Source organism: Candidatus Nanosynbacter featherlites (genome assembly GCF_037013405.1).
GTDB lineage: Bacteria > Patescibacteriota > Saccharimonadia > Saccharimonadales > Saccharimonadaceae > Nanosynbacter > Nanosynbacter featherlites_B.
On record NZ_CP146064.1, the window covers coordinates 55,695 to 68,068 of the forward strand.

Consider the following 12,374-nt stretch of genomic DNA (forward strand, 5'->3'; position numbering starts at 1 on the left):
GAGTATATGAAACGTTTGGCAGTTATCGACGGAAAATCAGTGTTTTATCGAGGGTATTATGCTATGCCGGGGCTGAGCACGGCGGATGGTACGCCGACGGGCGGGGTGTATGGATTTGTGAGCTTGGCGATTGAGCTGATCAAGAAATTGGAGCCGGATTATGTGGCGGTGGCGTGGGACAAGCGCGGCACCAATATCCGTAAGAGGCGGGAATTATACTCAGAATACAAGGCAGGTCGCAAGCCAGCGCCTGATGATTTTTATCAGCAAATTCCGATTTTGATGGAACTGCTGGACGCGTTTGGCTGGCCGCTGTATGAACTGGATGATTATGAGGCGGACGATATCATGGGTGCGTTTGCTAGGCAAGCGGAAGCGCGCGGCGTGCAGACCTGTCTGCTGACGTCGGATTTGGATGCGCTGCAATTGGTGTCACCGCTGACCAAAGTCTACGCCATGAAAAACGGCCTGAGGAACATCGAGGAATTTACGGCGGAGTATTTTGAACAAAAATATGGTATTCGGACGGACCAGTTTTTGGATTTGAAGGCGCTGAAGGGTGATTCGAGCGACAATTTGCCAGGCGTGCCAGGTGTTGGTGAAAAGACGGCGGTGAAATTATTGCAAGCATATGACACACTGGACGGCGTGTATGCGCATGTGGATGAGCAAACAGGCGCTCTACGGATAAAGCTTGAAGCGGGCCGCGAGTCGGCGTATTTGACCAAGCAAGTGGCGGAGATTTGGACGGACGCGCCAGTGGAACTGGACTGGGGGGTGGCTGATGTTAATGACTGCGATTTTGCTAGAGTGGCGGAGATTTTGCGGAAACTGGAGTTTCATTCGCTGATTGGGCGGCTGCCAAAGACGATGCAGGCGGTGGATGAGGCAGTGGAGACGGCGGAGCTGGATTTACCGCGTGTTGACAATTTGCCGGCTGAGCCGCTGTTTGAAACAGAAAACATTATCTATATTGATCCATCAGAGCCGGACACGGTCTATATTAATTCCAAGCCTGGTGTGGCGTGGCGAGCGAAGATTAGTGAAATTGGCTGGTCGGTTTGGCAGCTGTTGGCACAGGGCGTGGTGATTGCGGCGGACATCAAGGGGTTGTATCACGCGGTGGATGCTCACGGTGTGACGGTGCGGTTTCATGAGGTCTGGGATGTTGGTCAGGCGGCGTTTTTGATCGATCCACTGAGGCGCGACCGCAGTTTAGCGGCACTGGCGGGTGATTTTTCTGAGGATAATTTCCCAGCACGGCAGCTGGCGCGACTACGCCAAATATACCACCAGCAACAGGACTATATGGCGGCGCATCAGCAAGTTGCTCGGGTGCTCCGTGAGTTTGATTTTCCAGTGATTTGGCCGCTGTTTCAGATGGAAAAGCGCGGCATGAAACTGGATACGGCGCTACTTGAACAGATGGGTGAGGAGCTGAGGTCGGAGGTTAGTCAGCTTGAACAACAAATGTATGCGATGGCTGGGCGCGAGTTCAATGCTGCTAGTCCGGTGCAGCTGTCTGAGGTGCTATTCACCAAGTTGCAGCTGCCGACGACTGGTATCAAAAAAGGTAAAACCGGCTATTCGACAGGACAGAAGGAGCTAGATAAACTGCGCGGACAGCACCCGATCATCGAGCTGATTGAGCGGTACCGGGAGCTGACTAAATTGATCAGCACCTACATTGAAGCGCTGCCGAAGTTGGTGGCCGAGGACGGGCGGATTCACACCACATTTAATCAAGACGTCACCAGCACTGGGCGGCTGAGTAGCACAAATCCTAACCTGCAGAATATCCCGGTGCGCACAGAACTGGGCCGGAAAATTCGCCAGGCGTTTGTGCCGAGCCAGGGCAAGGTGTTTGTTGGTGCCGATTATTCACAATTTGAGCTGCGACTGGCGGCGGTGCTGGCGGGCGATGAGCAGCTGATTAACGATTTTAATAGCGACGTGGATATTCACACTAAGACGGCGGCCGAGACCTACGGCGTACCGATGGCCGAGGTGACAAAATTGCAGCGCCGCGCGGCCAAGGTGATTAACTTTGGGGTGCTGTATGGCATGAGTCCACATGGTTTGGCGGCGGCTACCGGCATGACGTTCACTGAGGCGAAACAGTTTATTGAACACTATTTTGCAGTGCGTCAGCCAATTCGTCAGTATTTGGACACAATTTTAGTTCAAGCGCGCGAACAAGGTTTTGTCGAGACGTATTTTGGTCGGCGCCGACCAACACCAGATGTTAAATCGAGCAACTTTATGGTGCGTTCGGCGGCTGAGCGGGCGGCGATGAATATGCCGATTCAGGGCACGGAAGCAGATTTGATGAAACTGGCGATGATTCGACTGGAGGATAAATTAGCTGGTTTGGCCGAACCGGTTCTGCAGGTTCATGACTCGATTTTGGTGGAGTGTGCGCCGGAAGACGCTGAGCGAGTAGGCGAAATCATGCGTGCGGAAATGGAAGGTGTTTGTCCGGAGTTGCCAATTCGATTGAAGGTTGATGTACAAATAGGCAAAAATTGGGAGGAAACATAAGATGACAGAGCAGTTATTTCAAATCGGCATAAAAGCCCTTATTCAAAACGATGAACGCCACATTTTGCTACTCAAAAGCCAAGACTATTGGGATATTCCAGGCGGTAGGATGGATCAGGGTGAGGATATAGCAGCTGCACTGTTACGTGAGCTACATGAGGAGATTGGCATTCATTACATTGCCAAACGAGAACTGTGGAATGTAGCAAAAGCGGTCAAACAGCTACCGTATAACGATATAATGACAAGTTTGATGTTGATTGTGTACCGTGTTCAGCTACCGGCAGATCAAATTCCTCGTTCATGTGAGCCTGGCGTTATACTTCATTGGGTAAGCCCTGAACAAGCGGCTGATTATCTGAAAAACAAATATCCTGAGGCCTTCCGTCAAGCGATAGCCCAGCTCTCGTAGGATACTAATTATACTAGTGCAAAAATTCTAATATTATGGTATAATCACCCCATGAGATACGCAAGAACAAATTCTTTTTCCCGACTGATACCGATTTTACTGGTTATTATCATCATGGTGGTGGCGGTGGCAGCGGTGATCGCCATTGGTCAGTCTTTGCTGGGCGGTAATAATCCGGAGAATAAGCCAAAATCTCAGGCAGATATTGCCAAAGAATCATTGCTGTCGACTGACGCTAACCGAGCGGTGCGTTTGACAGTTCGCGGACCAATCGTGGCGCAGGAAAAATTCCGCTCCTACCAGATTGAGATTACTCCAGACATTCGACGCATGAGTACCTATGAGGGCTACTTGGAAAAGCAAATTGATGAGAAAAAGTTAGATAATAATAGCCGCGCATATGAGGAATTGGTGTACGCTCTGGAAAAAAGAAAGATGATGGAAGGGCGTCAATTGTCAGAAGAACAAAATGATTTGAGGGGTATTTGCGCCAACGGCAAAGTGTACAAGTTTGAGACATTATATCATGGAAATCCAGTGAAGACGCTGTGGACGTCGGACTGTGGTGGTTCAAAAGGCTCAGCAACTGCCAATGCCAACGACATATTGCTGATGTTCCTCAATCAAATTCCTGACGGGAAAAAGATTGCTGCGGGCGTTGGTTTGCAACAGGAAGATACATTCTTCCAATTCTAATACACATAATAGATAACGAGGGATGGAGGTTACATCGGATGCCTGAGCTGCCAGAAGTTGAGACAGTTCGCCGCGGTTTGGCGGAGTTGTTACCGGGTCGAGTAGTAGCACGAGTGGCGGTGTTTGACTCGCCAAAAAGCTTTCCGAATGCGCCCGCTGATGTTGAACAATTTTTGTATGGCGCACGCGTGACGGCGGTGCGACGGCGAGCGAAGGTGCTGATGATTGACCTGGATACTCGCTACTCGCTAGTGATACATCTGAAGATGACGGGCCAGCTGGTGTTTCGCCAATGGTATTCTCGGGCGTCGTCTGCTAACAATCTGGGTCCCGGTGACAAGCACGCCCAGATTGTGACCAGAGACACCACTCAAATACCTGACGCATCTAACTTCGCTGGTGGTCATCCAAATGACAGCTTGATCGGTGAGCTGCCGGATCGGTCGACGCGGGTGCAGATTGATTTTGTGGACGGGTCGCGGCTGTTTTTTAACGATCAGCGCAAGTTTGGCTGGGTGAAGTTGCTGCCGACTGATGAGGTAAAAGACCTACCGTTCATGCAAAAAGTTGGGCCGGAGCCGCTTGATCCTCAGACGCGCGCCGAGGATTTCATCCAGCGGATTCGCCGCCGCCAGAATTCGATGATCAAGCCGGCTTTTCTTGACCAGACGGTGATCGCCGGTGTTGGTAATATTTATGCTGACGAGGCGCTGTGGGCAGCACAGATTCATCCGCAAACGCGGGTAAAAAACGTTAGCGATCAGCAGCTGAATACATTATTTAATGAGCTGCGGCACATCTTGCAGCTCAGCATCGACCAAGGTGGCTCAACCGATAAAAATTACGTTGATGCCGAGGGTCGGAAAGGAAATTATCTGACATTTGCTCATGTGTTCCGCCGCGAAGGTCAAGTCTGCCATCGCCACCCTGACCAAGAGATTATCAAGTTGAAAGTCGGCGGCCGCGGTACGCATGTCTGTCCGGTATGTCAAGCGGAGGTTATATGATTTATCTTCTCCACGGTAACAATGAGTTTGAAAAACGGGCGGCGCTTGCGGCACTCGTTGGTGATGCGGACGTGATGCGGCGTGATGGTGAAGCGTTGACACTGGCAGATATACAGGAGATAACGATTGGCCAGACATTGTTTACGCAGTCTTCGGTGTACGTCATCTCGAAATTGAGCGAAAACCCTGACATTTGGCCACGGCTACCAGAGATATTGTTTGATGACGATAACACTATTATCCTAGTAGAGAGTAAACTTGATAAGCGAACAAAAACCTATAAATGGCTACAAAAAACCGCTAAAACCCAAGAATTTGTGCCGCTCAGTGACCGCCAAAAACCGCAGCTTATATCTTGGTGTGAAGTGCAGGCTCGTGAGCGCGGTTATAAGCTGACACGTAAACAAATAGGGATGTTAATTGACCGGTTGGGGTTTGATCAGCTGCGACTCAGTAATTTTTTGGACCAATTGGCGCTCGCGGAGAAGATTACCGATGCGCTGATCAATGATTTGGTGCCGTTGGCGAGGTCAGAAAACGTGTTTGATTTGTTCGTGGCCGCTTTGTCGAAAGATTATGAAACGGTGCATAGCATCATCAGTTATTTGGAATCGGAGAGTGGTACAGACGGCGCCTACCAGACGATGGGGCTACTCGCTTCGCAGGCGACTAACCTGGTAGCATTGGTGTTGTCGGGCGGTGACAATAACATGGTGGCAGCAGATTTTTCGGTTAATCCGTATGTATTGCAGCGCTTGTCCTCGTCGGCGCGAACTATTGATATTGAACATCTCAGGCGGATCAACGATGCGTTGTTCCAGGCAGATCTCCAGATGAAAACGACCGGAGTTAATCCGTGGCTACTGATAGAAACGGCGTTGGTAGATTTGTAGTTATATAACAACACCTCAGCATCATCACTGAGGTGTTGTTTGAAGTTGACGAGTCTTATTTGTCAGCTTTTTTGGCAGCAGGCTTTTTTGCCGCTGGCTTCTTTGCAGGTGCCTTTTTGGCAGCTGGCTTGGTAGTTGGTGTTTTCTTTGCAGCAGGTTTCTTGGCTGCCGGCTTTTTGGTAGCTTCTAGTTTAACACCAGCCTCTTTGGCTGCTTTGCTCAGAGCGCTTTTACGGCGAGCTACAGTATTTTTCTTCAAAAGACCCTTTTTAACTGCGGTATCTAATTCAGAGTGGGCAGCTGCCAAGGTAGTAGCGGTTGGATTTGCGTGAAAAGCTTTGACTGCTGATTTGATATCTTTTTTGATGCCGATGTTCTTTTCACGGCGTTTGACTGCTTGTTTAGCGCGCTTGATGGCGGATTTGATGATTGGCATGGTACTCCTTTACCTCTATAAGTTATTATCGCTAATCAAGGATGCATTATACAGAAAATCACATGAAAAGTAAAGGGGCGGGATGAAACGGGGTATAATCTTGACTAATCGCCTATGCTTATGCTATAATTCAGCCAAAGGCTATAGCAATAAAAAGAAACAGGAAAACAAACAATGAGCACCGCTTCCGCCAAGCAGCAGGTAATCCAAAAAATCAAAGAAAATACTAATATATTGGTTACGGTTAGTCGTGATCCAAGTGTTGATGAGTTATCAGCGGCATTGGGGTTGACGCTATTTTTGAATGAGCTTGGAAAGCATGCTACAGCGGTATTTTCTGGTAAAATTCCACCGGCGATAAATTTCCTGGAGCCTGATAAGACATTTGAGGACACGGCGGACAGTCTCAGAGACTTTATCATAGCGCTTGATAAGGACAAGGCGGATCACTTGCGGTACAAAATAGTTGACGATGCAGTTGTGAAAATTTTCATCACGCCGTACCGAACGACGATTACTGAAGCGGACTTGGAATTCTCACAGGGTGATTACAACATTGAGCTGGTGTTGGCTTTGAATGTTGAAGACAGCAATCATCTTGATGAAGCCTTGACGGCTCATGGCAAAATTTTGCACAGTGCTGACGTGGTGACCGTGACAGCTCGGGATATCAAGAGTAGCTTGGGTGCGATCGATTGGCACGAGCGTAACGCCAGTGGTGTGAGTGAGATGCTTTTGGAGCTGGTTGATGAACTGAAGACAGTCAAGGCAACGCTGGACGAGCAGATGGCAAATGCGTTTATGACCGGTATCGTTGCTGTAACTAATAGGTTTAGTAACAACCTGACATCACCTCGCGTCATGACAGCGGCTGCGGATTTGATGGCTGCAGGAGCTAACCAGCAGTTGATTGCAGCAAAGTTGGTGGAAGCTGAGGAATTGGAAGCCCCGGCTGACGAACATGATGAACCGGAAGGTGCCGATAGTTCAAGTGAGTCATCAGATGCTGAGGAAGCAGAGGTAGACAACACCAAGCTGTCAATTAGCCGTTCATCACGTAAACAGCCAAAACAAGCAGATAAGGAGCTACCAAAACCAGATGATGGCACTTTGGAAATATCACACCAAAAGAGGGGTGATCTAGACGAGGTAGCTCGCCGAACGCAGGCTGAGGCTCAAGACGAGGCTGCGCGCGCAGCTGAATCGTACTTGGAAAAACAATTGGCCAAATCCACACCAGTAGAATCCGAAGAACCAGCAAAGTCACCAGAACCAGAGTATAGCTTACCAGCCATCAAACCGCTAGGCAGCCCACAATCTCCGAAAGACGAGTTGCCGGAACCGTCAGTAGGCGGTACGTTCAATGCTTCAGCTGAACAGGCTGCAGAAGATAAGAAGCGCGAGGCTGAAAGTGGTCGTAACCGCACGATTTTGAATCATGGTCAACCTGGCAGCAGTCAAGGGGGGTTTAGTGATTCACCGATAAACGCCACCGTTGCTCGCCATGATGATGAGCCAAAATCAGTTGACCCGTTCGCTGAAATGAACAACAATTTACAGAACAATAGGTCTATCTCTCCTCTGGGAGAAGCTTCAGCTATCGCTGGACATGATGGCGATGTCATGGCTGCTCTCAGTGAAGACACCTCAAAGGTATTGGGGACTAATCAGTCATTGGGTCAGCCAACCCATCAGGCAGTTAGCGAAGCATTAGCAGCGGTGCCTAATGTTCCAGATCCATTGGCGGCAAATAGTGCTCCTGGTACCCCAACTTTGGCGGAAATTGAGTCTTCTGCCAAAAATATAGCAGGGTTACCACCAATGCCTGACTTTAGTACGTTGCCAGAACTGCCACCGGCTTTTCCGCCAGCTCCAGCAGTCAGCCCTAATACTCCACCGACGCCAGCCTCAGCCCCACCAGTCGTGAATACTACCAATGCTGAATTCAATCCAACACAGTTCCAGATTCCGGGACAAAACTAACATGATACCAAATGATGATATCGTGCTCATTGATAAACCAGCTGGTATGAGTAGTTTTGGCGTAGTCGCTAGAATTAGGAGAGTGCTCAGTCAACAGCTAGGTAAGAAAGCAAAAGTTGGACATACCGGTACCTTGGATCCGTTTGCTACAGGTTTGATGATTTTAGTAACGGGTAAAAAATGTAAAGAAGCCGGGTCATTTACCAAGCTAGACAAATGGTATCAGGCAGAAATCATTTTGGGGGTGACTAGCACGACGGGAGATCCTGAAGGAGAGCTTACACCAGTGTCTGAGCATCAGCCGACAATTGAAGAGGTAAGACAGGCTGTACGGAAGTTCATTGGGGTGATTGAGCAAACCCCGCCAGCTTTTAGCGCCATCAAAATCAATGGGCAGCGCGCCTATCACCTCGCGCGAAAAGGTCAGGAAGTTGCGATGCCTGCACGGCAGATCACGGTGCATGACATTGAAATTGCATCATATAACTATCCAAAACTATGTATCAATACTCATGTCTCTAGTGGCACATACATTCGTACGCTGGCAGAGGACATCGGTAACTATCTGGGAACTGGTGCCTACTGTCAATCGTTGCGGCGCACAAAAATTGCCAACTTTATCATTGACCAAGCAGCGAAACTGTCGGATTTTGGCATAGAGAATTAGGGTGGTATTATATGGATATGAAGCATAAGGGTTTTACATTGGTTGAAGTATTAATTGTTATAGCAGTGATTGCCGTGTTGGCATCAATAGCAATTGTCTCGTATCGGTCGGTGCGTGAGAATGGATTGGACGCGAAGATTCGATCTGCAGTTAAAACTGCGGGCGATGCTGCTGCTTTGGCGGAGGCTAGAGGAAAGCGTATCACTGGATTTGGTCCGTTTAACGCGCCGGATGGTGTACAAACCTTGGTTCCGGATTATTTGAAGGCTGATTATCGGCAAGGTGTTTCTAGTAAAAAAGCAGCAAATGAGGAAGCAATCTTTCGAATCTATGAGTGTCATGACGGTGGTAAGGGGTTTGTGATATATGCCGCGTTGAATAATCCATCTACCGAGGACGTAGCAACCTTCAATCGTATTCGTTCAAGTTGTCATCACAATAGCACGCAAGCACCAGACAGCGGCTCAACGATATATAGCTACGCGCAGCTATTCTAGCGGCACTGCTTGAAAATATCGGTCACTCCTGATATAATCAAACGGCTATGATCAGTAAAGAGAACAAGCAAAAAGCGATTGCTTTGACTCAGGTTGGCAAAAACGATGTCGGTAGCCCTCAGGTACAGATTTCGATTTTGACAGCTCGTATCAAAGAGGTTACAGAGCACTTGAAAGTCAACAAACACGACTTCATGGCTCGTCGCGGCCTTGTCCAGATGGTAGGTAAGCGCAAGCGCCTACTGCGATACTTGGAGCGAACTGACTTTGAGAGTTATAAGCAAGTGCTGGCTACATTGGGACTACGCAAATAAGCAAACCAAGTAGTTTATATATCCGCCTCGATATATCGGGGCGGATTTTTGTATGAACTATTTAGGGACAGCGATGATAACTTCACGTTTATCAAATGATCCACCCAGGGAACATGAATACAGTGTCAAGCGTGGTTGATCGGTTCGCTCTTCTATCTCGACAGCATCAGGCTTAACTTTATATATATCATATATGCTGTACTCGTAGCGTTTGCCGTTGTAATCAACTGTGATGGAATCGCCAACTTTGAGCTTGTTAATGTTGTAAAACGGAGAATTGTTGATGGTGCGTTGTGGTGTGGGGCCAATTTGGAAGCGGTGAGCAGCAACGATGAAATTTCCACCCTCTTTAGGGTTACCATTTTCTGGCTTACGCCACCAGGCAGTTAGCTCTAACACTTCTGCGCCACCGGTTTTGTACGGGATATTGACATTGATGGCAGGAATGTAAATGCGATTTTCTGGATGAAATTCATCAGTTGTCTTTTGTAAAACCTTAGTCGTTTCATTATTTTTAGGGTCGATGAATTGTGTTGCGAAAAAAGGACTAAAGATGGTAATGAGTAAGTATCCACCACCCACCAACAAGGTTAGAGCTATGCCTAATATGATATAATCTTTTGCTGTTCTAGTGCGTTTAACTTTCACGCTTATCATTATACCAGCTCACCGGGTGGTGGCTGAAGAGTGTGATATAATGGAAAGGTAAATAACCGCGAATGGTGATAGAGACGAGAGCTCATGATATATCAGCTTTCACCCCTGTTACTTTTCGCGATAAGAAAGGAGGCTCATGATGAGCATTATTAATCCAAGTGGCAAGGATATTTTTAGTGTTACCACGGAATGGTGTGGTCGACCACTGACATTAGAGGTAAATAGGGTCGGTTTTCGCACTACCGCCAGTGTGGTAGCGCGTTACGGCGACACGGTTGTGTTAGGTACGGCGATGGTCGGCTCGCGACCAGTGGAACTAGATTATTTCCCGCTGTCAATTGATTATGAAGAGAAGTTTTATGCTGCCGGCAAGATTTCTGGTAGCCGATTTATCAAGCGAGAAGGTCGTCCATCTGACGAGGCAATACTCATCGGGCGACTGATTGACCGGCCAATTCGTCCACTGTTCCCGAAGGGGTATCGTCAAGAGGTTCAAGTCGTATCAAGCGTCCTCAGTATGGACCCAAGTTTCCGTCCTGATATGGTAGCAATGGTAGCCGCTAGTGCGGCACTGAGCCTGACTGGCACCCCATTTGATGGACCAGTGGCAGGTTTGCGTGTTGGCCGAGTGAACGGTGAATTTAAGGCCTTTTTGACCCCTGATGAGCGCGCAGCCAGTGACCTGGATTTGGTGGTTGCTGGTATTGAGAACGGCATTACCATGGTGGAAGCGGGTGCTCATGAAGTGAGCGAGCAAGTAATTATCGACGCCATGGCGTGGGCACACCACATGATGCAGCCAGCCATCCAGCTTCAACGTGAGTTGGCAGAAAAAGTCGCACCAGCCGCGCAGCAGTACGAACTGGTTCTACCAGATGAAACCATACAAGCAGAAGTTGACGTGTGGGTTGCTGGTAAATTTGGCGCAGCTATTCGTCGTGCCTACCCAGAGCGTAACGAACTGATCGCGGATATTCGTCAGGCATTTCATGACGAATTTACGACAAAGCTCGGTGAGAATTATGATGAGCTGCGACCTCAATATGATGAGGCCTTTACGTTGGCACTCCATAAGGACGTACGCCGAGGTATCGTTGAGGATAAGGTGCGTCCAGACGGCCGTCAATTGACGGAAATCCGACCACTCAGCTCAGAAGTTGGTTTCTTGCCACGAGCACACGGATCAAGCTTATTTACCCGCGGCGTGACTCAGGGTATGAACATCGTTACCTTGGCGCCACTGAGCTACGCGCAGCTGGTAGACACCATGGAACAAACTGATTACGAACGACGTTATATGCATCACTACAATGCTCCGGGTTATACTGTTGGTGAAGTGCGCCGTTTGGGTAGTCCAGGTCGCCGTGAAATTGGGCATGGTTACTTGGCGGAGCGAGCATTGACGCCAGTGTTGCCAAGTGAAGAAGAGTTCCCATATGCTATTCGTTCGGTGACCGAAATCATGAGCCAGAATGGTTCCACCTCAATGGCAGCGACATGTTCAAGCTGTTTGGCGCTGATGGATGCAGGTGTGCCACTCAAAGCGCCGGTCTCTGGTATCGCCATGGGCTTAATGATGGACGAGGGTACACCATATGTGCTGAGCGACATCGCTGATGCTGAAGATTTTGCTGGTGACATGGACTTTAAGGTGACAGGCACTGCTCAAGGTATCACGGCGCTACAGATGGATATGAAGGTGCATGGCCTACCGGTTGACATCTTGGCGCAAGCAATTGAGCAGTCAAAAGCTGGTCGAGCACATATCTTGGAGCATATGTTGTCCGTATTACCACAACCACGCCAGGCATTGAGCCCATACGCACCACGCATTGAGAAGATCAAGATCAACCCAGACAAGATTGGTGCGGTGATCGGTAAGGGTGGCGAGATGATCAACAAGATCACCTCTGAAACTGGTGCTGAAATTGACATCAAAGAAGATGGCTTAATTACCGTGGCTAGCCCAGACGGCGCATCAATTGAGAAAGCTATGAATTGGATCAAGAGTTTGGTAGAAGAGCCAGAGGTTGGCAAGATCTATGAGGGTCGGGTTGTTAGTATCAAAGACTTTGGCGCTTTTGTGAATATCTTACCAGGAGTCGATGGTATGGTACATATTTCGAAACTGGCCGAAGGTCGGGTAAATAAGGTGACTGATGTCGTCAAAGAAGGCCAGACTGTCCGCGTAAAGATAACTGGTATTGATGAGCGCGGCAAGATCAATTTGACGATGATCGGTTTATAATCTAGCCATAACCGTATTCAGTA

The 12,374-nt window shown here is 48.6% G+C and carries 11 protein-coding genes and 1 pseudogene; 10 read left to right on the plus strand and 2 right to left on the minus strand.

The genetic code is table 11. From position 1 onward, the window contains the following. Positions 1-6 precede the first annotated feature (6 nt). From V4210_RS00285 to holA, 5 genes are read left to right on the plus strand one after another with little or no spacing between them, the layout of a single operon-like run. A complete protein-coding gene (locus V4210_RS00285) occupies positions 7-2,541 on the plus strand; it encodes a DNA polymerase I (RefSeq protein ID WP_338520874.1) in 2,535 nt (844 codons plus the stop codon). Between the two features lies 1 nt (position 2,542). Next, a complete protein-coding gene (locus tag V4210_RS00290) occupies positions 2,543-2,953 on the plus strand; it encodes an NUDIX hydrolase (protein WP_338520875.1) in 411 nt (136 codons plus the stop codon). Positions 2,954-3,004: 51 nt separating this feature from the next. Beyond that, on the plus strand, positions 3,005-3,649 hold the full coding sequence (locus V4210_RS00295) for a hypothetical protein (protein ID WP_138078372.1): 645 nt from the start codon (positions 3,005-3,007) through the stop codon (positions 3,647-3,649). Between the two features lie 38 nt (positions 3,650-3,687). Then, the gene (gene mutM, locus V4210_RS00300; RefSeq protein WP_338520876.1) at positions 3,688-4,656 is read left to right on the plus strand and encodes a bifunctional DNA-formamidopyrimidine glycosylase/DNA-(apurinic or apyrimidinic site) lyase; all 969 of its coding nucleotides are present in this window, start codon (positions 3,688-3,690) and stop codon (positions 4,654-4,656) included. Beyond that, the gene (gene holA, locus V4210_RS00305; RefSeq protein WP_338520877.1) at positions 4,653-5,549 is read left to right on the plus strand and encodes a DNA polymerase III subunit delta; all 897 of its coding nucleotides are present in this window, start codon (positions 4,653-4,655) and stop codon (positions 5,547-5,549) included. The genes mutM and holA overlap by 4 nt, the downstream gene beginning before the upstream one ends. 205 nt (positions 5,550-5,754) lie before the next feature. Here the strand turns inward: holA and rpsT are convergent. Continuing rightward, a pseudogene (gene rpsT / locus V4210_RS04340) lies at positions 5,755-5,985 on the minus strand (30S ribosomal protein S20); the annotation flags it as partial. Positions 5,986-6,159: 174 nt separating this feature from the next. Here rpsT and V4210_RS00315 point away from each other — a divergent pair. From V4210_RS00315 to rpsO, 4 genes are read left to right on the plus strand one after another with little or no spacing between them, the layout of a single operon-like run. Then, entirely contained in the window at positions 6,160-7,968 is a 1,809-nt protein-coding gene (locus V4210_RS00315) for a DHH family phosphoesterase (protein ID WP_338520879.1), read from the plus strand. 1 nt (position 7,969) lies between these two features. Next, positions 7,970-8,635, plus strand: coding sequence for a tRNA pseudouridine(55) synthase TruB (truB, locus tag V4210_RS00320; RefSeq protein ID WP_338520880.1), 666 nt, complete (start codon positions 7,970-7,972; stop codon positions 8,633-8,635). A 17-nt stretch (positions 8,636-8,652) separates the two neighbouring features. Further along, the gene (locus tag V4210_RS00325) at positions 8,653-9,132 is read left to right on the plus strand and encodes a type IV pilin protein (RefSeq protein ID WP_338520881.1); all 480 of its coding nucleotides are present in this window, start codon (positions 8,653-8,655) and stop codon (positions 9,130-9,132) included. Between the two features lie 47 nt (positions 9,133-9,179). Beyond that, positions 9,180-9,446, plus strand: a complete 267-nt coding sequence (gene rpsO / locus V4210_RS00330; RefSeq protein ID WP_338520882.1) for a 30S ribosomal protein S15 — start codon at positions 9,180-9,182, stop codon at positions 9,444-9,446. Positions 9,447-9,503: 57 nt separating this feature from the next. Here the strand turns inward: rpsO and V4210_RS00335 are convergent, their stop codons facing one another. Beyond that, positions 9,504-10,103 (minus strand): sortase, encoded by a 600-nt coding sequence (locus V4210_RS00335; RefSeq protein ID WP_411912120.1) that lies wholly within the window; start codon positions 10,101-10,103, stop codon positions 9,504-9,506. A gap of 136 nt (positions 10,104-10,239) precedes the next feature. Here V4210_RS00335 and pnp point away from each other — a divergent pair, with 136 nt between their 5' ends. Next, the gene (pnp, locus tag V4210_RS00340) at positions 10,240-12,351 is read left to right on the plus strand and encodes a polyribonucleotide nucleotidyltransferase (protein ID WP_338520884.1); all 2,112 of its coding nucleotides are present in this window, start codon (positions 10,240-10,242) and stop codon (positions 12,349-12,351) included. Positions 12,352-12,374 lie beyond the last annotated feature (23 nt).